20 protein-coding genes, 1 tRNA gene and 1 pseudogene are annotated in these 25,088 nt (G+C 62.4%); 3 read left to right on the top strand and 19 right to left on the bottom strand.

Annotated elements, in window-relative coordinates; translation table 11 throughout:
* Position 1: 1 nt before the first annotated feature.
* From IFT44_RS18960 to IFT44_RS19030, 15 genes are all read right to left on the bottom strand, one after another.
* Positions 2–1,303: a hypothetical protein gene (locus IFT44_RS18960; RefSeq protein WP_192176413.1), complete on the bottom strand. Its 1,302-nt coding sequence runs from the start codon at positions 1,301–1,303 to the stop codon at positions 2–4.
* 8 nt (positions 1,304–1,311) lie between these two features.
* Positions 1,312–2,637 (bottom strand): hypothetical protein, encoded by a 1,326-nt coding sequence (locus IFT44_RS18965; RefSeq protein ID WP_192060078.1) that lies wholly within the window; start codon positions 2,635–2,637, stop codon positions 1,312–1,314.
* Positions 2,606–3,844, bottom strand: a complete 1,239-nt coding sequence (locus IFT44_RS18970; RefSeq protein ID WP_192176414.1) for a glycosyltransferase family 4 protein — start codon at positions 3,842–3,844, stop codon at positions 2,606–2,608. The genes IFT44_RS18965 and IFT44_RS18970 overlap by 32 nt, the downstream gene beginning before the upstream one ends.
* On the bottom strand, positions 3,841–4,845 hold the full coding sequence (locus IFT44_RS18975) for a glycosyltransferase (protein WP_122477106.1): 1,005 nt from the start codon (positions 4,843–4,845) through the stop codon (positions 3,841–3,843). Before IFT44_RS18975 ends, IFT44_RS18970 begins: the two co-directional genes overlap by 4 nt.
* Before the next feature lie 39 nt (positions 4,846–4,884).
* The gene (gene rfaH, locus IFT44_RS18980) at positions 4,885–5,397 is read right to left on the bottom strand and encodes a transcription/translation regulatory transformer protein RfaH (RefSeq protein ID WP_122714912.1); all 513 of its coding nucleotides are present in this window, start codon (positions 5,395–5,397) and stop codon (positions 4,885–4,887) included.
* Positions 5,394–6,179 carry a WbqC family protein gene (locus IFT44_RS18985; RefSeq protein ID WP_192176415.1) on the bottom strand — a complete coding sequence of 262 codons (786 nt, stop codon included), beginning with the start codon at positions 6,177–6,179 and terminating at the stop codon, positions 5,394–5,396. The genes rfaH and IFT44_RS18985 overlap by 4 nt, the downstream gene beginning before the upstream one ends.
* 26 nt (positions 6,180–6,205) lie before the next feature.
* Positions 6,206–8,422 carry a polysaccharide biosynthesis tyrosine autokinase gene (locus tag IFT44_RS18990; RefSeq protein ID WP_185795346.1) on the bottom strand — a complete coding sequence of 739 codons (2,217 nt, stop codon included), beginning with the start codon at positions 8,420–8,422 and terminating at the stop codon, positions 6,206–6,208.
* Positions 8,419–8,868, bottom strand: coding sequence for a low molecular weight protein-tyrosine-phosphatase (locus IFT44_RS18995; RefSeq protein ID WP_185795345.1), 450 nt, complete (start codon positions 8,866–8,868; stop codon positions 8,419–8,421). Before IFT44_RS18995 ends, IFT44_RS18990 begins: the two co-directional genes overlap by 4 nt.
* 7 nt (positions 8,869–8,875) lie before the next feature.
* On the bottom strand, positions 8,876–9,802 hold the full coding sequence (locus IFT44_RS19000) for a glycosyltransferase family 2 protein (protein WP_192176416.1): 927 nt from the start codon (positions 9,800–9,802) through the stop codon (positions 8,876–8,878).
* On the bottom strand, positions 9,799–11,331 hold the full coding sequence (locus tag IFT44_RS19005) for a lipopolysaccharide biosynthesis protein (RefSeq protein ID WP_192176417.1): 1,533 nt from the start codon (positions 11,329–11,331) through the stop codon (positions 9,799–9,801). Before IFT44_RS19005 ends, IFT44_RS19000 begins: the two co-directional genes overlap by 4 nt.
* 46 nt (positions 11,332–11,377) lie before the next feature.
* Entirely contained in the window at positions 11,378–12,493 is a 1,116-nt protein-coding gene (locus IFT44_RS19010; protein WP_192176418.1) for a DegT/DnrJ/EryC1/StrS family aminotransferase, read from the bottom strand.
* 56 nt (positions 12,494–12,549) lie between these two features.
* Positions 12,550–13,320, bottom strand: a complete 771-nt coding sequence (locus tag IFT44_RS19015; RefSeq protein WP_122477118.1) for a hypothetical protein — start codon at positions 13,318–13,320, stop codon at positions 12,550–12,552.
* Positions 13,321–14,078: 758 nt separating this feature from the next.
* On the bottom strand, positions 14,079–14,861 hold the full coding sequence (locus IFT44_RS19020; protein WP_192176419.1) for a carbon-nitrogen hydrolase family protein: 783 nt from the start codon (positions 14,859–14,861) through the stop codon (positions 14,079–14,081).
* A 55-nt stretch (positions 14,862–14,916) separates the two neighbouring features.
* Complete coding sequence (locus IFT44_RS19025) at positions 14,917–16,599, bottom strand: flavin monoamine oxidase family protein (RefSeq protein ID WP_192176420.1); 1,683 nt, start codon at positions 16,597–16,599, stop codon at positions 14,917–14,919.
* Positions 16,600–16,744: 145 nt separating this feature from the next.
* Positions 16,745–17,212, bottom strand: coding sequence for an Lrp/AsnC family transcriptional regulator (locus IFT44_RS19030; protein WP_192176421.1), 468 nt, complete (start codon positions 17,210–17,212; stop codon positions 16,745–16,747).
* A 346-nt stretch (positions 17,213–17,558) separates the two neighbouring features.
* On the opposite strand from IFT44_RS19030, the gene IFT44_RS19035 reads away from it, so the two are divergent.
* The 3 genes from IFT44_RS19035 to IFT44_RS19045 all read left to right on the top strand — a co-directional run bounded on the left by IFT44_RS19035 (position 17,559) and on the right by IFT44_RS19045 (position 20,552).
* Complete coding sequence (locus tag IFT44_RS19035; RefSeq protein ID WP_192176422.1) at positions 17,559–18,995, top strand: DUF2723 domain-containing protein; 1,437 nt, start codon at positions 17,559–17,561, stop codon at positions 18,993–18,995.
* A gap of 109 nt (positions 18,996–19,104) precedes the next feature.
* Complete coding sequence (locus tag IFT44_RS19040) at positions 19,105–19,356, top strand: helix-turn-helix transcriptional regulator (RefSeq protein ID WP_192104480.1); 252 nt, start codon at positions 19,105–19,107, stop codon at positions 19,354–19,356.
* Positions 19,356–20,552: a type II toxin-antitoxin system HipA family toxin gene (locus tag IFT44_RS19045; RefSeq protein WP_192176423.1), complete on the top strand. Its 1,197-nt coding sequence runs from the start codon at positions 19,356–19,358 to the stop codon at positions 20,550–20,552. The genes IFT44_RS19040 and IFT44_RS19045 overlap by 1 nt, the downstream gene beginning before the upstream one ends.
* A 37-nt stretch (positions 20,553–20,589) precedes the next feature.
* Here the strand turns inward: IFT44_RS19045 and IFT44_RS19050 are convergent, their stop codons facing one another.
* From IFT44_RS19050 to IFT44_RS19065, 4 genes and pseudogenes are all read right to left on the bottom strand, one after another.
* Positions 20,590–21,360 carry a nuclease-related domain-containing protein gene (locus tag IFT44_RS19050; RefSeq protein ID WP_192176424.1) on the bottom strand — a complete coding sequence of 257 codons (771 nt, stop codon included), beginning with the start codon at positions 21,358–21,360 and terminating at the stop codon, positions 20,590–20,592.
* 41 nt (positions 21,361–21,401) lie between these two features.
* Positions 21,402–21,638: pseudogene (locus tag IFT44_RS19055) on the bottom strand (formate/nitrite transporter family protein); the annotation flags it as partial.
* Positions 21,639–21,683: 45 nt separating this feature from the next.
* Positions 21,684–21,760 (bottom strand) — tRNA-Ile (locus IFT44_RS19060).
* Positions 21,761–21,774: 14 nt separating this feature from the next.
* Positions 21,775–24,945, bottom strand: a complete 3,171-nt coding sequence (locus IFT44_RS19065; RefSeq protein WP_244652191.1) for a bifunctional diguanylate cyclase/phosphodiesterase — start codon at positions 24,943–24,945, stop codon at positions 21,775–21,777.
* Positions 24,946–25,088 lie beyond the last annotated feature (143 nt).

Here is a 25,088-nt window from a genome sequence, read left to right on the forward strand (position 1 = left end):
TCTACTGCGTGAACAACCAATTGGCCTTGCCCAGGCTGATGATCTTGGGAAACTCGGAGGCGGTTATCACGGTGGTGCAGTAGTGCTCACCGCAATCCCACGGGTTCTCGCTTTCGCGCATGCCCACGCCGGCCTGGCGGGTGTCGACCAGGCGCGCACCGCCCTTGAGCAATGCACTCGACTCGATCCTGACCTGCCGCGACTGGCCCACGGCCCAGATCACCAGCACCTGCTCGTCGCCCTTGGCAAAGCGCAACTGGTACAGGGAGTCGCTGATCACGCTGTGCCTGGGGTCGTAGCTGTATTGCGACAGGTACGGTGCAATGGCCTTGAGCGTGGTGTACGCCGGCTTGGGGTTGAGATCGTTGTCCAGCAGGCCGAAATTGTGCTCGCGCTCCTTGGGGTCGCGCCCGTCGTTGTACAGGTCGTACCACCACATGCCCTGGATGGCCGGATGGATGCGGGCCAGGAAGAAACCGCGTGCCAGGTACGCCGCCTGGGTGGTTTCACTGACCCCGCACGGTTCGTCGGCGCTGGGCCAGCTCATTTCCGTGAGGTACAGCGGCACCGGGCGCCGGGCCAGGGCGTCGAGCCGAGTGGAGATGTCGCTGAGCCATTTGATCCAGCTTTCCGGCGTGTTGCCGCCGTGGTCCTTGCGGCAGTGCACGTACGGATGCAGCGACAAACCATCCAGATCATCCATGACCCCGGCCTGCACCAGGCGGTCGGCGAATCCTTCCTGCAAGCCCTGGGTAGTGACTGCACCGGCTATCAGGCGCACGTTCGGATCGTTGCTGCGCAACAGTTCGCTGGTCTCCTTGATCAGCGCGGCATAGTCGCGGCTGAAGGCGTCGCTGGTCGGGTCTTCCAGGTCCCATTCGTTCCAGATCTCGTAGAAGTCCACCTGGCCGCGCAAACGTCGGCTGACGAAGTTCACGTAGTTGGCGAAGGCATCGCGCACGAACGGGCTGCGTGGCTTGGCGTCGCGTTCATACCATTGGTTGCCGTAGCCCAGGATCAGCATGTTGCCGATCTGGCGGTCACGCAGGGCCTGCAGATAACGCTGCCAGCCCAGTGGGAAGTTCAAACGCTTGGGCTCCAGCTCTACCGTGGACCAGAACAGGTCATCGCGTGCCGATACGATGCCGGCTTCCTTCATGAGCAAGGTCGGCCGGGCCACCGGCCCGGTCGAGTGGAGCAGGTGAGTACCCACACCCACGATGAAATTGTCGGCGGCCTTGGCATGCCCGTGGGTGAACAGCCCCAGCAGTATCCAAACCAAACGTTGCAGCAATCTGGGCATAGAGAGGTTCATGTCAGTTGGAGGCCATCGGGGTAATCATCACGGTTGCTGCGACGTCGTTCGGTAATCAGCCAATGGCTGGGCATGGCTTTGCGGCGCATGGCATGGGCCACGGCCATGCCCAGGAAAAGTCCGCAGACCGGCACTTCGAGGACATCGGTCGTCCAGCCCACCACCACCACGCACAAGGAAATGCTCAGCAGCCCGCGGCCCATCCAGCTGTTCTTGCTGCGCAGCGTCATCAGCAGCGGCAGCAGCAGCGCATACAGCACCGGGCCCATGAGGCCGAAACAGGCCCACAGGTACATGAACAGGCTGTCGGCGACGGCCGGGTACTTGACGTTGTCCACCGGGAACATGTTCACCGCACTGCCGACCATGCCGAAGCCGCCGCCGGTCCAGTTCCAGTCGCGGCGCAACACTTCATCGGCCAGGCGCGGCCAGGTGTTGATCATCCGGTCGTACAGCGACACCAGGCTGCCTTCGGCGCCGCTGGCGGCCAGGCTCGGGTCCAGCGGTGTCCACAGACCGATCAGCGGCAGCGCGGCGCCGACACCGACCAGCACCGCGAACAACACGCGGCAGAGCAGGCGCTGGTTGTACAGCGGCATCACCAGCAGGGTCACCAGGAACGCCGCGGCGGTCGACTTGTTGGTGGTCACCAGAATGGTCGCGAAGGCCAGCGCGAGCAGGCCCAGCATCAACATCTTGGAACGCATGAAAGCGCTCAGGTACAGGGTGAAGATCGCGGTCAGCGTTGCCGCAGTGGTCGACATCCGGGCGAAGCCGGCAGGCCGGTCGACGCCGTCCGCCGCCCAGGTCATGTTGCCGGTCAGCTCCTGGTCGCCCAGGTTGTAGCTGTAGCCCTTCCACGGCACCGAGAACATGCTGTCCACGTACACACCGGTGATGGTCGCTGCCAGGCACAGGCCGACCGCCCAGCCCAGCAACACGCGGCGCTGCTCCAGATGCTCGCCGCAGACCAGGCCGAACAGCAGCGGGATGTACACGAAGATGCTGAACAGCGGGTTGGCCAACGCTGCGCCGTGCAGCAGGCCAAGGCCGGCCGACAGCACCAGCCCCAGCAGCATTATCCAAAACAGGCGGTGCGCCTTGAAGCTGGTCAGTTCCAGCGCGAACAGCACCACACACAGCACTTTGGGCAAGTACAGCAGGGCCGAGATGCCGGCCTGGTCGAAGTAATAGCGCAAGGCGCCGGAAAACGTTTCGGCCAGCAGCAGGCCGATCGCGGTCCAGACCACCAGCGTCGACTTGTTCACTGCAAGTCGCGCTGCCGGCGCCTCAAAGTGACTGAGTGACAGGGCTGATTTCATGATGGACATTTCTTCTTTGCAGAACATCGAGGAACAGCTGTTGGTAACTGTCGAGCATCCGTTCCTGGTCGAGCAGATGCTCGACGCTGTCACGCGCCTGGGCGGCCAGGCGTTCACGCAGTTCGGGGTCGCGGTACAGCTGCAGCATCGCCAAGCCCAGGGTCTGCGGCTCGTCGGGGTTGCACAGCAGGCCGTTGACGCCGTCCTGGATGATCTCCGGCAAGCCGCCGCGGGCACTGGCGATCACCGGCACCGAGTGGGCGCAGGCTTCTACCGCCACCAGGCCGAACGGCTCGTTCCAGATCGACGGCACGATGGCCACATCGATCTGCCGATAGAAGGTTTCCGGCGACTGGTAGCCGACGAAGTGGATGTTCTCGCCGCCGGCCTCTTGCTTGAGCAACTGCTCGTAGTCCAGTTGCCCGCGCCCGGCGATCTGCAAGGTGGCGTTGAACGGCAACCGCTTGAACTGGTCGATCAGCCAGCGCAGGCCCTTGGGTTCGGACAGCGTGCCCAGGTAGCCGAAACGCAGCGGCTCGGCCTGATCAAGACGGGCGAAACGCGATGGCGCATGGTCGATTTTCGGGCTAGCGTTGTGGATCACCTGTTGCGAAGCATTGCGGAAGAAACGCGCGTCGGCGAGCTTGCCCAGCAGGTGCTGGCTGACCCCAACCACCGCGTCGACCTGGGCCGAACGTTCGGCATGGCCCTGACGGAAATGCTTGCACAGGGTGCAGGGCGTCTTGCAGGCGGCGTTCTTCTTGAACATGTTGCTGCTCGGGCACATCAGGTACATGTCGTGCAGCACCTGCACCAGCGGCACGCCGGATGCGGAGATCTCATCCCACGCCGACACCGACCAGCCACTGAGGTTGTGGCACACCACCAGGTCGACTTTTTCGGCCGCCAGCACGTCGCGCAGGTAGGTGCGCATGCCCATGTTGTACTTGTCGCGTAGATGCCAGCCCAGCCGGGCCAGCGCGCCGGGGCGCTGTTCGCTGAAGTGCCAGTAGGTGTTGAGCAGCCCGGCGCGATAGACCTTCACGCCTTTCACGTATTCATGCTTGAGGCCCGCGTCGGGACCGGTGCTCAGCACGCACACTTCGTGGCCACGCTGGTGCATGCCCTCGACCGTGCGCTGCAGGACGATTTCAGCACCGCCGCCGATGTGCGGCGAGTACAGGCTGCTCAGGAACAGTATCTTCATAGTGGGTAGGATTCGTGAATGCCCAGACGACCCGATTCCCCGTCACGCATAGCTTGCTGGAGCAAGCCCAGGCGTCGGTCCGAACCGCTCCTTTTTGCGAAATAGCGCAGCAACAGCAGAAACACCGAGCGATTGAGCCGGTACAGCAGGGTCGAGCCGGCCCACACGTGCTTGTCGAACCAGGCCTGGTTGCGCGCGGTGTAGTAGGCGCGCAGGTCCGAGTTGCCGAGCAGGAAACTCTCGAAGATGTTGTTGGTACGCGCCTTGGCGTTCCACGATTCTTCCAGGTCGTCGAGCAGCGCTTCGGTCACCAGAAAGATCTGCCCGCCACTGGCGGTGATGCGCCAGGTGTACTCGGTGTCGTCGGCATACAGCAGCAGGTCTTCGAGCGGCAGGCCGATCTTCTGGAACACGCTGCGGTGTGCCAGCAGGCCGCCGTAGGTGGTGAATGGCAATTGCACCAGCGGCTTGCTGGTTGCCTTGCGCCCGGCGGGCTTGCCCCAGGGCGTACGGCGCCAGAGCTTGTAGGGCAGTTGCGCGACATGGAAACCGAAGCAGCTGGAGCGCAACTGGATCGCGTAGCGATGCGGCACGCCGGAGGCGATGTCGGCCTGGTGGTTGGGGCGGAAGCCGATCACGGCCGCCTTGTCCACGCCCACGAGGCGCTCGCACTCGTGCAGCCGCTGGTGCAGGGTCTCGACCGCGCCCAGGGTGGGGGCATTGTCGTCGTCCATCAGCCAGAGGTATTCGGCGCCCAGTTGCAGCGCCGCTTCGATACCGACCTTGTAGCCATTGGCCGAACCGGTGTTGCTGGGCAACTCGATCACGGTGATCTGGGTTGGCCACTGCGTGCGCAGCGAGTTCAGGTCGGCGCGCGACGCGTTGCTCACCACCACCACCCGTTCGATGTGTGCAGAGGCCAGCGAACGCTCGATCAGCGCTTCCAGGTAACACAAGCGATCGCCGTACGTCAGTGTCACCAGCGTGGTCTTGGCATTCATCGAACAGCTCTCCTAAAGCATCGTATGTCTGTGCGCCGCTCAGCAGGCGTGCGCGGTAAGCCGCTGCAGGCTGCTGCGGGGCAGGCTGATACGCTGTTCGCGCTGCAGCATGTTGAGCAGGATCACGGCGCGTTCATCGCCGTCCTCGCAGAGGAAAATGGCCTGTACGTCACTGTCGCCGTTGCGCACACGCACCGCTTCGCCTTCGGTGAAACGCACCGCGTTCGCCGAACTGGCCTGCGCGCGCTGGCGGATGCTGGCGATCAGGCTGTCCGGCACCGGGCACGGCATGCCGCCGAAGGCAACGATGCGGCACACCCCACGGGTCGAGCGGATCGGGTACCAGTTGTCGTTGCAGTCCAGGCGAATGAACAGGTAGCCGGGGAACAAGTCCTCGTCGGCCACACGGCGGCTGCGGGTCAGCACCGGGGCTGCGCGCAACGGGCGAAAGCAGTCGTATTGCTGACGCAGCAGATGTTCTTCGGCACGGGCTTCCTGCCGCGGCTTGGTCTGGATCAGGTACCAGTTGGCGTTGCTGTCGAAGTCGTTCATGAGCGCATCTCGATGGCGTGGGCGGAAGGGCTGGTGACCACTTTGACGGTGTCCTGCGCAGCGCTCGGCTTGAGCGTGCTGTAGCAGGGCAGCCATTGGCGGATCCGTGATACCGGGTTGAACATCAGCACGTCGATGATCGACAGGTTGGCCACGAACGGGTCCTTGAACTGCGTGTAGCAAAGCTCGTCCATGCGGTGGAAACGCAGCTCCAGGTCGTGACGAGCGAAGTACTCCTCCTCGTACAGGGCCGTGCCGCCGATGGGGTTGAGGTAGCGCTGCGCATCGAAGTGCCGGGCCAGCTTGACCACACGGTCCTGCTTGTCCTGCACCTGGCGCTGGTCCACCGGCAGGGTCGACATGACGTGGATCGGCGTGTCGATCTGCAGGTATTCGCAGACCTTGCGCAGCGAGTACTCCAGGTACAGCGCCAGGTTGCGTTCCGGGTAGGTCAGCAGCGGCTTGAGCAACGCCAGCACCTCGTCGCGGTAAGGCGCGCGGGAGTAACTCATGGCGATGCTCTTGAGCAGCTTGTCCAGCACCTGCGGAGCGTTGTCACTGAGCTCGCGCTGATTGATCGCCAGGTCCGAATGGTCCTTCTTCAACGGCAAGGTGAACAGCGTTGCAGCGCCCGAGCTGAGCAGCCGGTTGCGGTTGACCCAACCGGGGTGTACGTACTGCAGGCTGTCGCCGAGCACAAAGGCATCGGCGCCGGCGATCAGCTGGAAATAGCCGAAATAGGGAAACCAGTAAGGCTGCATCATTGCTACGGTTCTGGACATCGTGAGACTCCTGCCTTGCTAGGCGATTACTTCTTGCTCGGCGAATAGTCGTAGCCGTAGGCGGCGCAGTCGTACTCGGCGGTGGACGCCTTGCGGATCACGCCGTTGAATATCGCGCCCTTGACCAGCACGCCGTTCTGCGCAAGGCGTCGTTTGCTGACCTCGATTTCCTTGACCGAACTCTGGCCAAAGCGGGCCACCAGCAAGGTGGTCCCGGCCTGGCGGCCAATCAGGCTGGCATCGGTCACGGCGATCACCGGCGGGGTGTCGATGATCACTAGGTCGTAGTGCGGCGACAGCTCGCGCAGCAGCTTGCTGAAGTTGTCATGCATCAACAGTTCGGAAGGGTTGGGCGCGGCGAAACCGCAGGCGATCAGGTGCAGGTTGTCCACTTCGGTGGCGTTGATCACCTCGGTGTTGCCCAGGCGTGCAGCCAGGGCATCGGACAGGCCGTGCTTGGGTTGCAGGCCGAACACGCGGTGCAGATAGCCCTTGCGCATGTCGCCGTCGATCAGCAATACGCGCTTGCCGGCCTGGGCAATGATCACCGCCAGGTTGGCGCTGACGAACGACTTGCCCACGCCCGGCATGGGGCTGGTGATCATCAGCACGTTGTTGCGCGCTTCCATCATCGCGAAGTGCAGGCTGGTGCGCAGGCTGCGCAGCGACTCGATGGCCAGCTCGCTGGGGGCGGCCACGCTGAGCAGACGCGATTCGCGATTGGTCACACCCTTGTCGCGTTTTTTCTGCAGGCGTTCCTGCTGGCGCGACAGCGGCAGCGAGGCGTACACCGGCATGCCCAGGTTCTCGATCACTTCCGGGTTTTCCACGCCGCGGTAGAACGCCTGGCGGATGAAGATGATCGCCACGGCGACCAGGGCACCCAGCAGCATCGCCACCAGCACGATGACGGCGCGCATGGGCTTGACCGGTTCTTCGATGTTGCTGTCGGCCTTGTCGATGATCCGTACGTTACCGATGTTGCCGGCGCGGATGATGTCCTGCTCCTGGCTCTTGTTCAGTACCAGGGTGTAGGTCTGGGTGGTGACCTGCATGTCACGGGTCAGGCGCAGCAGCTCCTGCTGGGTCTCGGGCAAGCCCTTGATCTGTGCCTGCAGGGAGGTCTTCTGCGACTCGATCTGGCTGATCTGCTGGCTCAGTGCGGCCGAGGCAGGGTGCTGACGGGTATACAGGCGATCCAGGTCGGTGCGCTTGAGGCGCAGCTCGGACAGTTGCGCATCGTAGGCCACCATCTGGTCGAGCAGTGCCTTGGTCTCCAGGGTGATGTCCACCGACTTGGTGCGCATCTGGAAGGCGTGCAGGGCTTCTTCGGATTTTTCCAGTTCCTTGCGCACCACCGGCAATTGCGAGCGCAGGAAGTCCAGGCGCTGGGCCGCTTCGGCCGAACTGCGTTCCACGTTCTGGCGTACGTACAGGCGGCTCACTTCATCCAGCACGCGGTTGGCCTGTACCGGGTCGGTGTCGTTGATGCTCAGGTAGACGATGCCCGAGTCCTTGCCCGATTCGGCCACGCGCAGACGCTGCTGGTAGTCCAGCGAAGTGTTGAGCAGGCGATTCTTCACCAGGCGGAATTCGGTGCCGGGGCGGGCGGTCAGTTCAGCCAATTGCAGGGTGATGCCGTTGCCCTGGCTGATCTCGCCGACACGACCGCTGAGCAGCGGCGCACCAGCGGCGTCCACCAGTCGATAAGTCGCATTGGGCCCGGCGACCAATGTCATGCGCTCGCCCAGCAGGTTGGCCGGCACGTCCAGGTTGAACACGTCGATCTTCTCGCCGCCCCAGGCGAACGTATCCAGACCGAACAGCGGAGCGGCCAGTTTCTGGCTGCCGGTGGGGGTGAATTCACGGGCCATGTAGCGGCCGATCGCCGGGAAGTAGCGCGGCGTGGCGACCACGTCCAGCTTGAGGTCGCTGACCACCTGGCCGAGCACGGTGCGCGACTTGATCAGTTCGATCTCGGTCACCGCTTCCGATACCGAAGCCGGCTTGGTATTGAGCTGCGGGGTGGCATCCAGACCGACCTTCTTCGGCTCGATCTGGATCATGGCGTTGGCCTGGTACACCGGCGTGGCGATCACGGCGTAGAAACCGCCGAGCAGGGTGAACAGGGCCACCACCACGACAATCAGTTTCTTGTGATCGAACAAGGTCCGTAGAATCGTCGCGAGATCGATCTGGGTGTCCTTGTAATACTCCAGGTTTGTACGGTTCATCGCGGTCATCTTTGTCGATCCTCAGATCTCAGGTAGGGCAACCAGCCTTCGATACACCGAGTCAATTCGGTGTAGGTCCGTTGAAAGGCGGCAATGGGGCGGCGATAGGGATCGTCGATTTCGAAGTCGTCGCGCCACTTGCCGATCAGGAACGTCTTGCCTCGCGTGTGCGGGGCCTTGCTGGTGATGCTGCGCAACTGGCGCTGGTCCATGACCAGAATCAGATCGGCCCAGCGCACCAGCTCGTCGGTGAGCTGGGTGGCAGCGTGCGCTGGCTGTGGCACCTGGTTATCGGCCAATACCTGCGCGGTGAGACTGTCCATGTCGTTGCCCACGCATGCGGCCAATCCGGCCGACTCGACCTGCAGGTGCGGCGCGTGCTTGCGCAACAGCGCCACTGCCATGGGGCTGCGGCAGATGTTGCCGATGCAGATCACCAGAACCTTGTTGATCATGTTGTCTTCAGCCCCTCGCCGCGGCGGGCGTCAGGCGCCTCAGCAGGTTGCGGCTGACGTTGCCCGACACGTGCAGTACGGCCTTGAGCTTCTGTACCGGTCTGATAGCGGCGATGCACATGCCCGACACCTGGACCAGAAAGTGCTCGTAGAGCACCCGGTCGCCCTGACGGAAGTAGTAGTTGGCCAGGCACGCATAGGTGTGCAGGGTCATCTGCAATTTGCTCTGGTTCGGGCGCTGGGAAAAGATCCCACCAGGGTGCAGGCGGTAGCGCGCCGGTGCGATGTCGGCCAGGTACTTGCCCTTGCCGTGGGCACCGAGCATCGACCACCAGCACAGGTCCAGCACGGGTGCCTGTTCCAGCTCCCGGGGCAGCTCGTGCAGCACGTTGCGAAAGCAGGTGGTGAGCGTCGAGATCGGCCGGGTCTTGAGCAGGTCCATGGCGGTGGCATCGGCCTGGTACTTGCCGGTCAGCTGGATACCCTTGTCGCCCCCGCTGTCGAAGGCCATGGCGTCGTGGTAGGTCAGCACGTAGTCGCGGTTGGCTTCGAGGAAATTCACCTGCTTCTGCAGCTTGAGCGGATCGATCCAGTAGTCGTCGCCCTCGCAGTAGGCGATGTACTTGCCCTGCGCCCGGTTGAACAGGGCCGGGAAGCACCAGCGGCCCAGTTGGTACTGGTTGTGCTCGTGGAACACCGGCTTGATGATGTTCGGGTACTGCTCGGCGTAGCGGCTGATCACCTGCGTGGTGCCATCGGTGGAAGCGTCGTCGTTGATCAGAATCTCGAAGGCGAACGTGGTGCGTTGCGCCAGGAAACTGTTCAAGGTCTGCTCGATGTACTCGACCTGGTTGTAGGCCGGGCACGTGATCGACAGCAGCGGTTCCTGGCCCTCGGGCCAGGTGTGCATGATCTGTTGTTCGGTCCGGTTCATCGTTCGACGCTCGCTCTGCTCAACTTCAGGAAAACCCGCTGGGCCAGTGGTTTGTAGGTCGCTGCCACCAGGGTCAGCGTCAACACGCCGCACAAAGCCAGGGCGGCTAAGATCACCAAGCGGTTGTTGGACCCGCCGGCAATTGCCGTGAACAGCGGATGGGTCAGCAGCACGCCGAGCACGGTGCTCAGGCTGATGCGCAGGATGTCGTGCAGCCAGGGCCGGTGCAGGCCAGGGGCCAGGCGCCGATGCACCACTTGCGGCCACAGTGCGAACGACACCAGGCGCAGCAGGAACCAGGTCACGGCCGCGCCCAGGGCGCCCCAGCCGTACACCGCGATGATCATCGCCGGCACACTGATCGCGGCCGAAATCACGCTGTACCAGATGTGCAGGCGCATTTCGCCGTAGGCGTATTGCAGGTGGTACTGGAATGCGCTGACCGCCAGGATGGCGCTGCCCAGGGCGTACCAGAACAGGATCGGTGCGCCCCACTGGGCAGCCTGTGTGTCACCGCTCCAGGCGAACAGCAAGGGTTCGGCATAGAACGCGATGATCGCCGCCAGGGGAAACAGAAAGGTGCTGACGAAGCGGCTGGCACCCAGGTACAGGGCATGCATGTCGCTTTCACGGCCTTCGGCGACCTGTACCGTCATGCGTGGCAGTAGGGTCTGCACCAGCGGGTTGATCATCATCATGATGCCGGTGGTCAGCAACGCGACCAGCGAGAAATACCCGTATTCGGCCAGCGGCAGTACCTTGGACAACAGCACCTTGTCCAGCTGCGTCAGAACGATCCACACCACCGCGGTCAGCGACACACTGGCAGCGAACGGCAGGATCGGTTTCACCAGCGCCCAGTTGAACCCGCTCAAGGGGGTCGGTGCGGGCAGATGGCGGTAGGCCTTGGCGGCGAAGATCAACGTCTCCACCAGCGCCACGAACAGTTGGAATTCGAAGAACACCTGCGCGTCCTGCGACACCCAGGTCACCAGCACCAGGCCGCCGAAGTAGCGCAGGGTGGCGATCACCACGTTGGCGTTGTTCAACCAGGCGTGCATCTCCAGGCCTTGCAGGCCGCTCTTGTACAGCGTGGCGAACAGGCGCAGGCCCACCATCACACCCATCAGGATCACGCAGTTGACGATGGTGCGCGGGTCCAGCGCCTGGGCCTGCAGCCAGTGCGTGGCCATCCAGTCACTGGCCAGGTAGACGGCCAGCGCACACACCACTGCCATGGGCAGGAACACCAGCTCGAAGGAACGCATCAACCAGCCGCCGATGCGCTTGGCTGCGGCGCTGTCGCTGCTGCCCTGGTGATGAGCGATCTGGCGCACCAGCGACGGCGAAACGCCGGCGTCGAGCAGCAGCAGCCACGCCTGCATCACCGCGTAGAAACCGATCAGGCCGTACGCCTCGGCGCCCAGATGGCTGAGGTAGAACGGCATGATCAAGATGCCGATCACCAGCGCATAGGCCTGGCCCAGGTAGCTGAGGGCGGTGTTGTGGATGACCGAAAGCTTCTTCATCGACGATTGCCCTGGTTGCACGCTTTCAGGCTTTGGTTACGGCGGTTCATACGGCGGCGGCCCATGCAACGGGTTGTGGATAATGCAGCTCGTGGCCGCGCAGCAGGGTATCGATGACCTGATCCTGAGTGGCGCGTGCCAGCCCGGGGTAGATGGGCAGGCACAGCACACGGTCGCTCAAGCTGCGCGACTGGTACTGGACCGCTTGTGGCTGCAGATAGTCCAGGGTATCGAGCGAGGGGTAAAAATAACGTCGCGGGTTGATACCGCCAGCCTGCAGCGCGGTGCGCATGGCCAGCACCTGGGCTTCGTTCTGCAACGCCACCGGAAAGTAGCTGTAGTTGATCTGGCTGTCGTCGGCCTGACGTTGCAGGTCCAGGTAGTCACCCAGACGCTGGGTGTAGTAATGACCGATCTCGGCGCGGCGCTCGAGGATGTTGTCGATGTCGTCGAGCACGCTCAGGCCCATGGCGGCGCAGAACTCGTTGAGCTTGGCGTTGGTGCCCAGGCCTTCGATCTTGTCGACGTCGGTGATGCCGAAGTTGCACAGCTTGCGCACACGGGCAGCCACATCGTCGTCGTTGGTGACGATTGCGCCACCCTCGATGGTATGGAACAGCTTGGTTGCATGAAAGCTCAGGGTGCTGGCATCGCCCCAGTTGAAGACCGACTGGCCGGCCTGTTTCACGGCGAAAGCGTGCGCGCCGTCGTACACCACCTTGAGGCGGTACTGGCGGGCAATCGCTTCGATGCGCTCCACCGCGCAAGGGTTGCCGAACACATGGGTGGCAACGATGGCACTGGTGTCGGGCTGCAGGCTGGCTGGAATCTGCTCGGGGTCGATGTTCCAGGTGTGCGGGTCGATGTCGGCGAATACCGGGCGAATGCCTTCCCAGTGCAGCGAGCTGCTGGTAGCCACGAAGCTGAACGGGGTGGTCACGGCGCTGCCGGACAGGCCCAGGGCGCGGTAGGCGACTTGCAGTGCCAGGGTGCCGTTGTTGGTCAGGATCAGGTGGCGCACGCCCAGGTAATCCTTGAGGCGCTCCTCCAGCTCGCAGCACAGCGGACCGTGGTTGGTCAGCCAGTGGGACTCGTAGATACGGTCCACATAGGCCTTGAACTTGTCGATGTCGCCCAGATAGGACTTGGTTACGTTGATCATTTGCTGCTCCCTGGCTGCTCGCCATTCCCCGAAGTGTCCAACACGGTGTTGTCCGCTCAGGACGCCTGACTTTTGCTGCGAGCGACTGCGCGGCGAGCGCGGTGCTGGTTGAGCCGCAGAATCATCCGCGTGGTCAGACTGCCGGCATGCGGATCGCCATAGTGGAACAGCGCGGTGGCACGACGGTGCGCCGGATCGCATGGCTGGTTGGCATGCAGCGAGCGATAGCCCCAGAAGAAATACACATTGCCAGGCTTCATGCGCAGCAATAGCGGCTTGAGCCAGCCACGCTCGATGCACCAGCCCATCAGGCGGCGGCACAGCGGGTTCTGATACACGACCTTCTCGACTGCGTTGAACAGCACGCTGCCACGCACGCGGCGCAGGTTGGGAAACAGCACCAGATCGCCGCGGTCCTTGCCTTGGTCTGGAATGAAGATCGGCACCAACATGGTCAGCAGAGTGGCATCGAAGTGAAACGCGTTGGATTCTTTCAAGCCACTGTGGCCCTGCACGCAACGCAGCACCGGGAACACCTGGTCGCTGGGGGCGGCATGGCCCTGGCCCTGCTCGTGCAGGCGCGCCAGGTGCTGGCGGAATTCGCTCGACACCGCCGTGGCAGCCAATCGGCTGCCCACGAGTGGCGCATTGCCATGATACGCGAAATATTGGTTGTTATGGCGCGCAGCCTGGTCATCCACATAGGCACGAAGTTCTTCCAGCACGTAGGGCGCCAAAGCGTTTTCCAGTACGGCATAGCCCTGTTCGTTCATATCGGCCGCCAGGCGGCGCGACGTGCTTTCATCCAGGTTGAACAAATGTGGCATGAGGAAGAACCCTCCTTGGACACGCGATTGATTGAACGCCATAACTAACGTTCTATATGTTTGGGCAAAGCTACCGCCCGGTTCGTACTCGACGATCCCTTGAACTTGCGACTTCCAACTTCGTTTGCACGCAACGACCGCGTACTGCAATGAACCTGGCTGACTGCACACGCCAGAACACACAGCGCGGACCGGTATTCAAAGTCAGCGACTGCAAGGCAATACGGGGTAGTGGGTCGAATGTGCGTGGCGCTCTTTGGCACCACTGCAACTGCTGTGTTGGCGGCAGATGGGTGATATATCGGCTTTGGCGGGGGGACTGTCAATCGCTTTCGTCAAAAATAGTGCACTGGCTAGGATGGTCGCGTAGAAATAGCATAACTATATGATCTATATAATAATTTATTTCTGGCGCTGGCATATTGCTGCTTAATTGTGGGTTTCTGACGTTTTCCTCTCGCCAATCCGCTGCACGGCTCGCAAACCCGCACAGCGTCTGGGCTCAGCCGTTCTGCAAGCGCGGTGGAACCTCGAAATCCCTACAGAAGCCGACTATTTAACGTCGTCAAAAAAAAACCACCATGGAGGTAGGAGCACCCCTATGATGGTTTATTGACATCACTGGCCAAGCGCCATTTCTCCTACACAGACCACCAGATCTCCGTAGGAGCGGCCAGTGGCCGCGAAAAAAACGCCGCGGTGTATCAGGTACGCTTCACTATGCCTTTCGCGGCCAACGACCGCTCCCCCAGGCTGCTTCAGTAAAGCTCCGGCCGCCTGTCGTTCAAATAGCTGAAGGCAGTGCGCGCCGATGCCAGCGAGGCTTTGTCCAAGGTACCCACGATCAACGCTTCGTCACGGCTGGCCTTGGCAATCTGCTGCCCATCCGCCCCGGCAATGCTGCTCAAACCGCAGTACTCGAATGCCGCCTCCTTGCCGCAGTAGTTGGCATACGCCACGTAGCACTGATTCTCGAAAGCCCGACTGCGCACAGTTACCTCGGCAATGAACCCGTAGGGCACCATGTTGGCTGTGGGCACCACAATCAGTTCGGCACCGGCGGCCGCCAGCCGGCGGGCATTCTCCGGAAATTCCAGGTCGTAGCAGATCAACAGCCCCAACTTCCAGCCATTGAACTCGAGCAGCTCGGGCGCCTGTTCGCCTGCGCTGAACATGGCGCGATCGGCGTCGCCGAACAGGTGCGTCTTGCGGTAGTTGCCCAGGCGCGCACCGGTGCGGTCAATCAACTGCACCGCGTTGTACACGTTGCCCTGTTCATCCCGTTCCGGGTAGCCGTACACAATGGCCAGGCCGAATTGCCGGGCGATCTGCGCGACCCGCTCGGCGTTGGCGCCGTCACTGGCCTGCGCCAGGTCGCGCGCCGCCTCGGCGCCGATGTTGTAGCCACTCAGGAACATTTCCGGCAGTACCAGCAGTTCGACTTCCCACTGAGCGGCCTCACGGGCACGCGCCTGCAAACGGGCAAGGTTGCCCTCGACGTCGAGCGGTTGGGACTGGCATTGGTACAAGGCTATGCGCATGCGGGCTCCTGTTGTGATCAAGTCTGTTGATCAAGTGTGGCGATCAGGGACACGGTCAATCCGACAGGGCAATGGGCCCCAGTTCGTCGAAAACATCCCCCGGCCCAGGGTTCTCGGGGTGAGTGTAGCCATCGAAGTGGGTCATGATGCCCCACACCGCATTCAGTGACGTCTGAACCGCACCTTCGACCCAGGCAGGCGTCCACGACACGTCGTCACCGGCGATGAAGATACCGCGTTGTGCATCTGGCAGCGCGCTTTGCATAAAGTGCGCATACATACGCTGGTTGTAACGATAGTGACCCGGCAGCGCGCCCTTGAACGCGCCGAGGAAGTAAGGGTCCGCTTCCCACGACACGGTGATCGGATCGCCGATGATGCGCGCGGCGATATCCACTTTCGGATAGATCTTCTTCAAGGCATCCAGGGCCAGCTTGACGCGCTTCTCCACGGGGTGGGGCAGCATCTTCAAGGCATCGCTCATCCACGCATACGACAGGCAGATAACCCCGGGCTTGTCGTCACCATGGTCGAACAGGTAGGTGCCGCGGGTCAGCCGGTCGGTGAGGGTCATGCTCATCAAGTCGCGGCCGGTCTCCGGGTCCTTGTCCTTCCAGAAGGGCCGGTCGACCATGACGAAGGTTTTCGAAGACTGCATGTAGCGGGTACGGTCCAGCGCCATCCACATCTTCTGCGAAAACAGCGTTTCCTCGCATTCGATCTGGGTGGTCAGCAGCCAGCTCTGGCAGGTGGTCAGCACGGCGGCGTAGTGGCGGGTGTCGTCCCAGTGATCGGTCACCGCAAAGCGACCATCGGCGGCGCGGGCTATCTTCTTCACCCCGCCGCGCGGCGCGCCGCGGTGCAATGACGCCAGGCTGGTGCCGGTCGGCCAGTGAGCACAGCGTTCGGGCGCATGCTTCCACAAGCCCAGCGGCACCTGCTCCACGCCGCCGATCACCAGATGCTGGTGATCGTCACAATTGGTCATCACCACACGGAAGATTTCCAGCATCGAATTGGGGAAGTCCGAATCCCAGCCGCCGGTGCCGAAACCGACCTGGCCAAACACCTCGCGGTGGTGGAATGACAACTGCGCAAAGGCCTTGGACGTGGCCACGAAGTCATAGAAGGTGCGGTCGTCCCACAGCGGCACCAGGGTGTTCCACAGCTCCTTGAGGCGCGGCACGTCGCGATCACGTATCGCCTGCTGGATATCACCGAAGCGTGCGCCTTCCTCCAGCGCATCGGCCCAGGCGTCGGCGACTTCCTGAAACAGCGCCGGCAGGTCGGCCAAACTCTGGGCGTAGTAGGTCTCGCCCTCCAGATCGATCACGGTACTGCCCGAAGCCGGCGTCAGCGGGTTGGGAAAGGGCTTGGTTTTCAACCCGAGCTTGTCGACGTAGTGGTAGAACGCCGTGGACGAAACCGGAAAGCGCATCCCACCCAGCTCGGCAACGATCTCCTCGGTGCCCTCGAACTTCTGCGAGCGCAGGCGCCCGCCCATTTTCGAGGCTTCATAGACCACCGGCCGCAGGCCCAGCTTCATCAGCTCGTAGGCCGCCACCAGCCCGGCGATACCGGCGCCGACAATGGCCACCTCGGCCCCATGGTGATGCTCGGGAATCACCCCCAGCCCGGCCGGATGCTCGATCCAGTCGTCGAAAGCGAAGGGAAAGTCCGGGCCGAAAACGGTGACGGGCTTCTTGCCGTCGGCGGGGTGACGCGAAGTTGGGCTCATGGGGGGACCTTGGCTGAGGCTGAACGAAGAAAAGGCGCGTTCATTCTAGGCAAGGACGATGCGGTAAATAAGGCACAAAGTGTCGTCGATATGACGTTTTATCGGTCGATTGGATGCGTCGTTGTTGCATTGTGCCTACTTGCACTCAACCCCGGCGGTCCACCTTGTTGCTGAGGATGATCGAGGTCGTGGTTTTCTCCACCCCGTCGACGCTGCCGATCTGGTCCAGCAACTCATCCAGTTGTTCCGGCGAATCGGTGCGCAGCCAGGCCACGTAATCGAACTCGCCACTGACGGCGCACAGTTGCTGCACCTGCGCCATGCCACTCAGGCGCCGTACCACGTCCTTGCCGGAACGCGGCTGCACGGTGATGCCGACGTAAGCCTGCAAGCCGCCATCCAGTGCGTGCCGGCCCAGCCGTACCCCGTAGCCGCTGATGACCCCGCAGCTTTCCAGCCGCGCCAGCCGAGCGGTGACCGTGGTACGTGCGATGCCCAGGCCGCGTGCGAGCATCGCCACGCTTTCGCGGGCATTGATCTGCAGGGCGGCGATCAGTTGGCGGTCTAGGGCATCCAGGGCAAACGAGTGGCGGTCGGACAAAACAGGCTCCATCAGCGAGTGGGCAGGCGTCGATTAGGCCATTGATCGGCGCCGTGCTCAAAGCAATGTTGCCAAGGACGCTTTTTCAGATCATTCAGAGCCTTTTGTTCCGCACTCTGCAGTTGAACGGAAAGTTTGACGCGACTTGTCGAAAGTGCACGCAAACTTGTTGTTTCTGGCGTCAGGCGAACGGCAGGCGGAGTGCGGTGGATTGATTAAATTGAAGTGGAAAAACTATCAATCCCTCTATAGTTCGCCACGCGATAGTTCACCTACCGATGCTGTTTCCATTCAGACCTTTACTGAACAACCCGCTGCTCGCGGTCCCTACAGAGCAAGGAACAGGAGAACAAGGAACATGAGTTCAACCCGTCGCACGCACCTGCCGACCGTCGTGGCCGGCTTGATGCTGGCGTGCGCCGTGATCGCCAGCTTCCTGGCCGCCAGCGGTCCGGTGCAATGGATGGACAACGGCCTGATGCTGGCCGACGCCGCCCAGGGCCCGTTCTTCAGCTCCTCCCTGGGGCCGGTCAGCCATCCGTTCTACGCGCTCATCGCTCGTGTCATTCATGCGCTGCTGGGCATGCACCTGCTCAGCCTGCTCAACGCCATCCTCTTGCTGCCACTGGCCATGGTCGTCCACGGCCTGGCGGTCAGTGTCGGCACCCCACGTCACCTGGCGCTGCTGGCGGCAACCGCCACAGTGCTGGCCCACGCCGTGTTCTGGGCCTCCACCAAGGCCGAACCCTACGTGCTGCATGCCCTGCTGATCATCGGCGCCTACTGGCTGTGCTTCGCCACACCGGCCCGACTGGGTGTCACCGGCCGCTTGCTGGCCATTGGCGCGCTCAGCGGCCTGGCCCTGGCGATTCACCCCCTGACACTGGTGGTGCTGCTGCCGTTGTATGTGCAGCTGGCCGTACAACACAGGCTGCGCCTGCTACTGGTGCTGCCCGGCATCGCCCTGGGTTTTGCGCCGGCCTGGCCTGCCGTGATCAGCGATCTGGGCACTGGCATGAGCCTGTTCGACATCACCCGCCGTTACCTGGCAGGCCCCGACCAACTGGCGATCATCGCCGGCGGCCGCAACGACACGCTCTGGCGATTCGACGACCTGTGGCACGAGAAAAACGCCGTGGTGCTGCTGGCGTTATCGCTGATCGGCCCGCAAATGCTCGGCCTCACTCTGTGGCCGAAAACCCGCGCGCTGCAGGTGCTCTGGGCAGCGCTGCTGCTCAACTTCCTGTTCGCCGTGTCCTACGGCGTATTCGACCGCTTTACCCTGTTCCTGCCGGGCATCGCCCTGGCCAGCATCCTCGGCGTGGTCCACCTGGCCAGATACCTGCCTGGCGGCCGAATCGGCACTGCCGTCGTCTACCTGTCGGTATTGGCGGGGCCGGTGGCCATGCTGTCGATGTGGGGGCTGTACGCCAACGGCTGGGTCAAGCTGCCGACCCACACCGAAGCCCTGCCGTTTCGCAACGACATCCGCTACTACCTGGTGCCCTACCTGCAAGACCGCTCCGCGCACCAGTTCGCCCGCACCTACGAAACCCTGGTGCCGCCCGGCGCCCTGGTCGTCGCCGACACCACCCCACTGGGCGCCCTGCGCTCCGCCCAAGCCAACGGCGCACTGCGCGGCCGCATCCTGCAAGGCTGCGAACAGAGCACCAACATCCCGCCCTACCTGAACGGCGCCGGCGCCTTTCTGCCGCGTACCAGCTTTTGCGGGAACATTGGGGAGCAGTACCGGTTGCAGGAAAATTTGCTGGGGTTTCGTTTGCAGGCGAAGTGAGGGTTTCCAGAGAGGAGCCTAAAGGCTGCACTTTGTGTCAGCCGACGCTTTATTTTCGTTAGGGTTGGGTATACGTTACATTGACCTCACTTTGTCACGTATACAGAACATGGATTACGAGCTTATTGCCATCCGTCTGGGCGCGCAAATCCGGCAACGCCGCCTCAATCGTGGCATGACTCAAGCCCGGCTTGCCGCATTGGCTTTTGTCACACGGCAGAAGGTCATCGCGATCGAGAAGGGCGATCTCTCGGTCGGCATGACCGCCTATGCACGCGTGCTCGCTGCGCTGAATTGCGAACTCACGGTCATACCTGCCGTGCTGCCCACGCTGGATGAAATTCACGGGATATTTGACTGATGCCGACCCTACTGCAGGTTTCAACCCCGGAAGGAGAGAGCGGAAGAGTGATGCGCAGCGAAGATGACTACATCTTCCGCTATCGCGATGACGCTAGTGCCCACAGGGCGATCAGTTTGCTCATGCCCCCGCGAATGGATGAATATCGCCATCGCGAACTTCATCCCATCTTCCAGATGAATCTGCCTGAGGGTTACGTGCTGGAGCAGCTGCGTAATCGCCTGGCCAAGCTGACAAACGTCGATCCAATGCTACTCCTGGCACTTTCAGGCAGCAGTTCGCCCATCGGGCGAGTCGCAGTCAACTCGCCGGAAGTCGATGCGCTGTTGCAACGCCAACAGTTCCCCGGAGAAAGGCTGGATGAGATCCTCGCCTGGGATGGTGCCGAGGACATCTTCGCCAGCCTGGTCGATCGCTACATCCTGCGTGCCGGCATCTCAGGGGTGCAACCCAAGGTGCTGGTACCTGAGCATCAAAACCACGCGCCGCAGCGATTCACCTCGAAAACGTCCGAACTGATCATCAAGAGCGGCCGAGATGAATTTCCTGGCCTGGCGATCAACGAGTTTCTCTGCATGTCCGTGGCCAAGGCTTCTGGAATCGTAGTGCCGGAATTCTACCTGTCCGATAACACCAAACTATTCGTCATGCGCCGCTTCGATCGGGACGAGCAGCTCAACCCCATTGGCTTCGAGGACATGACAGCCCTCATGGGCCTGGCTGCCGAACAGAAGTACAGCAAGAGCTACTCGTCCATTGCCAGAGCCATCCGTATGTTCTGCGCCCCGGACCGGATAGAGCATTCACTGTCTCAGCTATTCGCCATCGTGAGTCTCAGCTGCATCGTCGGCAACGGCGATGCTCATCTGAAAAACTTCGGACTGCTCTACGCCAATCCCGCCCAAGGCGATGCACGGCTTGCACCCGCCTACGACATCGTCAACACCACGGCCTATATCCCTGACGACGTACTTGCCCTGGACCTGATCGGTAACAAATCAATGTTCGCCTCGCGACAGGGCTTGCTGGATTTCGCCCAGCTCTGTGCTGTAGAGCAGCCACAAGAAGTGATCCGCAGGCAATTGCAGGCGTTGGAGCAGGTGCTGGCGAGCTCGGGTGAGGTGACGGAGCAAGCGCAGCACGTGGTCGCCGCAATACAGAAAAGTGCCGATCCGTTCAGGCAAACATTTGGGTAGTTTGCCTTCAATCAACAGCCTGATGGAGCGCAGCACCTTAGAGACTTTGCATGACTCTACACTTGGGAAAAGCCGAACATCCCCAAAACTGCTGCCCGGCATTGGCTCCCGTTTTCCGCGTGCGAATGACCAGCGCACTGCCGCACTTCGGGCAACAACGTTCAGCGCTTGGATCACTGCGACGCTTGAGGTGTTGCACGTGTTCGCGATGAGTCGCAATGCTCGGTGCCAGACGCCCGGCCTTCAGTGCTTGCAACATGTCATCGACTTCCGCCTCGCTGAACACCACCTGCCGAAACGACTTGATATAGCGGATGAACCCGATGCCCCGAGTCACATTGGCCGGCATCTCGGTCTTGAACGTACTGCCCCCGACGAACGTGATCACCGAATGCAAGTGGGCAGGGCTCACCCCCAAAGTGGCTTCCAGCGCCTTCAGATGTTTGTAGTTCTGCCGAAGAGGGTTCTGGAATTTGAAGCTGCGCCTGGGAAACTTCTGCGTCCACTGCGCCTGTTGTTCAGTGCCGAAAATCCAGCCGCTCATGTTCTTCGTTTCCAGCACGAAAATGCCATGGACCGAGAGAAACACGTGATCGATCTGCGTCGTGCCGTCAGGCGTATTCAGGGTGACGTTGTGCAGGCGGCGATAGGTGTGTTGGTCCAGTTGCCAGCGTGCAAACAGGCGTATCAGCAGCTCACCGATATGACCCTTGGCCCACGGCGACTTGAACAACGTGATGAGCAACAGGAGCGGAAGCGCCCAACTCAGCATGCCCCAAAGCTGGGCGATGACAGGTGTGAAGTCCATTTCTCAACCTTGATGACAGTACTGACGCCAGCATAGCTGGATTATTTCTGCGTTCGCGCACCACCGGCCGTGGCTGACGCCTCGGAACCGGTTGCCGTCTTGAAGTACGCCACATGATAGGCCAGCCCAACGAAGACCGCGCCTCCCACGGCATTACCCAAGAATACCGGAACGAAGTTATCGCCAAACTGCGCCCAGCTCAAAGCCCCGGCAAAGATGGCCGCCGGTATGACGAACATATTGGCGACCACGTGCTGGAAGCCGATCGCGACAAAGGCCTTTCCAAAACAAAAAAAGCCGCGCAAAGCGCGGCTCTCGAATCTTGGTGGGCCCAGTAGGACTCGAACCTACGACCAAGGGATTATGAGTCCCCTGCTCTAACCAACTGAGCTATAGGCCCCAGAAGGCCGCCGATTATAGCGATGGATTGAAGGGAGTGCTATCCGAAAAATCCGAAAGGCGCATACGAAGAAAGGTCGCGGCGAAGCGCTCGGGGGGCAGGGGCAGGCTGACCAGGTAGCCTTGGATCTGCTCGCAGCCTTCGCGGGCGAGGAATGCCTGCTGTGCGGGGGTTTCCACGCCTTCGGCGATGACGGTCAGTTGCATGCTGCGGCCCAGGGCGATGATCGCCCGTACGATGGCGGCATCGTGGGGGTCGTCGGGCAGGCCGCGGACGAACGACTGGTCGATCTTGAGGATGTCCAGCGGCAGGCGCTTGAGGTAGCTCAGCGAGGAGTAGCCAGTGCCGAAGTCGTCGATGGCCAGCTGTACGCCCAGGCGCTTGAGTTGATGCAGCACCACCAGGGCTTCTTCGGCCTGGCTCATGATGAAGTTTTCGGTGATCTCCAGTTGCAGCGATTGCGGGCGCAGGCCGCTGTCAGCCAGCAGGCCTTCGATGCGCTTGAGCAGGTTGGGTTGGCGCAGCTGGGCGCCGGCGAGGTTGACCGACAGCGGGCCGAACTCGTGGTACAGCCGTTTCCACTCGCACATCTGTCGGCAGGCCTGTTCCAGCACCCAATCGCCGAGCTGCAGGATCATCCCGTTCTCTTCGGCCAGCGAAATGAATTGCTCGGGCGGCACGTCGCCGAAGTTGGGGTGCTTCCAGCGGATCAGCGCTTCGGCGCCCACCAGGCTGTGGGTGTCGATGCTGAACTTGGGCTGATAGCTCAGGCTCAGCTCGTCGCGCTCGATGGCGCGGCGCAGCTCGTGCTCCAGCGCGATGCGGGTGGTGGCCTGGGTGGTGAGGTCGCGGGTGTAGCTCTCCACCCGGTTGCGACCCTTGGCCTTGGAGCGGTACATGGCGGCATCGGCGTTCTTGACCAGGGTGGCGACGTCGCTGCCGTCCTGCGGATACAGGCTGGTGCCGATGCTGGCGCTGGTGAAGAACTCGTGGTCGCCGGCCTGGAACGGCGCAGTAAAGCAGGCCAGGACCTTGGCGGCGATATGCTCGGCATCGCTGGCGTGGGCCAGGCCCGGCAGCAGGATGATGAACTCGTCGCCGCCCAGGCGCGCCACGGTGTCGATGTCGCGCACCTGCTCCTTGAGGCGCTGGGCGATGCCCTTGAGCAGCAGGTCGCCCACCGGGTGGCCGAGGCTGTCGTTGATGTGTTTGAAACGGTCGAGATCGAGGAACAGCACCGCGCCCTGGCCGCCGGCTTCGGTCTGGCTGGCCAGGGCGGCGGCAAGCCGGCTTTCGAACAAGGTGCGGTTGGGCAGGCCGGTCAGGGGGTCGTGATGGGCCTGATAGTCCAGCCGCGCCTGGGCGTGTTTGAGGCTGGAAATGTCGGCGAACACGGCTACGAAATGGGTGATCGCTTCGTCGCCGTTGCGCACCGAGCTGATGGTCAGCCAGCTGGGGTACAGCTCGCCGTTCTTGCGCCGGTTGCAGATCTCGCCCTGCCAATGCCCCTCGGCCGCCAGCCGATGCCACATGGCGATGTAGAACGCGCTGTCGTGCTGGCCCGAGGCGAGCAGGCGAGGGGTCTGGCCCAGCACCTCCTGTTCGCTGAAGCCGGTGATCTCGGTGAACGCGCGGTTGACCATGCTGATGCGCTGCTGGGTATCGGTGATCAGCACGCCCTCGGCGGTGCTCTCGAACACGGTCGCCGCCAGCGCCAGCTTGTGCTGCATCTGGTGGCGCTCGGTGATGTCGCGGGCAATCGTCAGCATGCAGGCGTCGCCACCGATCGGCAGCGGGCGCACCGACACCTCACAGAGTCGCACCTGGCCATCGATGCGCCGAATGCGGCAGGCGAAGTCGCGAACGAAGCCTTGCCGCTGCAGTTTCTCCAATAGCCGCTTGCGCTCGTTGGGGTCGGCCCAGATGCCCAGCTCCAGGGTCGAGCGATCCAGCGAGGTCTTGCTCTTGTGCCCGGTCATGATGCTGAAGCCTTCATTGACCTCGATCAGCAGCCCATCACTTTGCCGGGTCAGCAGCATGCCGTCGGGCGAGGCATGGAACGCCTTGGCGAACTTCTCTTCGGAAATCTGCAGGCGTTGCTGGGTCTGTTTCAGCTCACTGATGTCGCGCACCACCACGACCAGGGCAGCGGTGGTTTCCAGTTCGAACGGCTCGGCCGAAAGCAGGCCAGTGAAGCGCTGGCCGTTGTCGCGGCGAAAGGTCATCTCCAGGTTGCGCACGCTGCCGCCCTGCAGGCGCTTGAGCAAGCGCGGTGCCACGCCGTCCACACCCCAGATATCCAGCTCGGCGGCGCGGCGTCCGACCACCTGCGGCGCCTTGAGGCCGATCTGCTCTTCGAAAGCCTCGTTGACCTCCAGCAGGCAGCCGTCGCTGAGCCGCGCGATGACCAGGATGTCGGGGCACTGGCGGAACACCGAGGCGAATTTCTGCTCGGACAGGCGCTGGGCCTCCTCGATCTTCTTGGTTTCGCTGATGTCGATCATCAGGCCGCGCATCACCGGGCGCAGGTCATGCTTGATCAGGCTGACGATGTCGCGTACCCACAGGCTGCGTCCGTCGGCGGTGATCACCCGGTATTCAAGGGCATGTCCGACGCCTGCGGCGGTCTGTTCCGAGCAGTAGGCGCGCGCTCGGCGGGCGTCCTCGGGGTGCAGGATGCGCTGCCAGAAGCCCGGCTCCAGCCAGCTCTGCAGAGGGTAGCCCAGCAGGGCCTCGGCATGGGGCGAGACGTAACTGTAGGTGTAGTCGGAGGTGTCGGCTTCCCAGGCGATGGCCGAAAGGCTCTCGACCAAGCCGCGGTAATGGTATTCGCTGCTGCGCAGCTCATGCTCCAGGGCAATGCGCTGGCTGATCTCCGAGGTCAGGCGACGGTTGATGCGGATCACCACGCCCAGGGCAATCACCAACATGACCAGCCCTGGTAGACCGTAGATCAGGGTGTTGTACCAGTCGCGCGCGGGCGCGGCATCGGCCACAGTCTCCTCGTCCAGCGACGGCGCGCGGTCGCTTGCCAGTGCTGCGAACACAGGGCGCGCGCTTGCGCCGTCGGTGTGCAACGACGCACGTTCAAGTTGCCCTGGCGGGTAGCCAGCGGGAGGAGGGGTGTCGGCGATGGCTGGCCCGGCGAGCGAAGTCAGCAGCACAAGTGCCGGCAGTCGATGCATGGCAGCCTCGTTGGACCAGCGCAGAAAAGGCCAGTGTAGTCGGGCGCGGCGGCCAGCGGGAAGAGGGGGTGATAACAAACTTGAAGGCCATCGGTCCATGATGCAAAACCCCCGACAGGGCCGGGGGTTCTGGTGGTGCTCGT

Source organism: Pseudomonas sp. CFBP 13710, from assembly GCF_014842235.1.
GTDB classification, from domain to species: Bacteria; Pseudomonadota; Gammaproteobacteria; order Pseudomonadales; family Pseudomonadaceae; genus Aquipseudomonas; species Aquipseudomonas baltica.

Coding starts and splice junctions, on each gene's coding strand:
- IFT44_RS19035 (WP_192176422.1), top strand. CDS start 17,559: ATGAGTTCAACCCGTCGCACGCACCTGCCGACCGTCGTGGCCGGCTTG.
- IFT44_RS19015 (WP_122477118.1), bottom strand. CDS start 13,320: ATGCCACATTTGTTCAACCTGGATGAAAGCACGTCGCGCCGCCTGGCG.
- IFT44_RS19045 (WP_192176423.1), top strand. CDS start 19,356: ATGCCGACCCTACTGCAGGTTTCAACCCCGGAAGGAGAGAGCGGAAGA.
- IFT44_RS19000 (WP_192176416.1), bottom strand. CDS start 9,802: ATGAACCGGACCGAACAACAGATCATGCACACCTGGCCCGAGGGCCAG.
- IFT44_RS18975 (WP_122477106.1), bottom strand. CDS start 4,845: ATGAATGCCAAGACCACGCTGGTGACACTGACGTACGGCGATCGCTTG.
- rfaH (WP_122714912.1), bottom strand. CDS start 5,397: ATGAACGACTTCGACAGCAACGCCAACTGGTACCTGATCCAGACCAAG.
- IFT44_RS18970 (WP_192176414.1), bottom strand. CDS start 3,844: ATGAAGATACTGTTCCTGAGCAGCCTGTACTCGCCGCACATCGGCGGC.
- IFT44_RS19040 (WP_192104480.1), top strand. CDS start 19,105: ATGGATTACGAGCTTATTGCCATCCGTCTGGGCGCGCAAATCCGGCAA.
- IFT44_RS18985 (WP_192176415.1), bottom strand. CDS start 6,179: ATGTCCAGAACCGTAGCAATGATGCAGCCTTACTGGTTTCCCTATTTC.
- IFT44_RS18965 (WP_192060078.1), bottom strand. CDS start 2,637: ATGAAATCAGCCCTGTCACTCAGTCACTTTGAGGCGCCGGCAGCGCGA.
- IFT44_RS19050 (WP_192176424.1), bottom strand. CDS start 21,360: ATGGACTTCACACCTGTCATCGCCCAGCTTTGGGGCATGCTGAGTTGG.
- IFT44_RS19025 (WP_192176420.1), bottom strand. CDS start 16,599: ATGAGCCCAACTTCGCGTCACCCCGCCGACGGCAAGAAGCCCGTCACC.
- IFT44_RS19020 (WP_192176419.1), bottom strand. CDS start 14,861: ATGCGCATAGCCTTGTACCAATGCCAGTCCCAACCGCTCGACGTCGAG.
- IFT44_RS18995 (WP_185795345.1), bottom strand. CDS start 8,868: ATGATCAACAAGGTTCTGGTGATCTGCATCGGCAACATCTGCCGCAGC.
- IFT44_RS18960 (WP_192176413.1), bottom strand. CDS start 1,303: ATGCCCAGATTGCTGCAACGTTTGGTTTGGATACTGCTGGGGCTGTTC.
- IFT44_RS19065 (WP_244652191.1), bottom strand. CDS start 24,945: ATGCATCGACTGCCGGCACTTGTGCTGCTGACTTCGCTCGCCGGGCCA.
- IFT44_RS19030 (WP_192176421.1), bottom strand. CDS start 17,212: ATGGAGCCTGTTTTGTCCGACCGCCACTCGTTTGCCCTGGATGCCCTA.
- IFT44_RS19005 (WP_192176417.1), bottom strand. CDS start 11,331: ATGAAGAAGCTTTCGGTCATCCACAACACCGCCCTCAGCTACCTGGGC.
- IFT44_RS18990 (WP_185795346.1), bottom strand. CDS start 8,422: ATGACCGCGATGAACCGTACAAACCTGGAGTATTACAAGGACACCCAG.
- IFT44_RS19010 (WP_192176418.1), bottom strand. CDS start 12,493: ATGATCAACGTAACCAAGTCCTATCTGGGCGACATCGACAAGTTCAAG.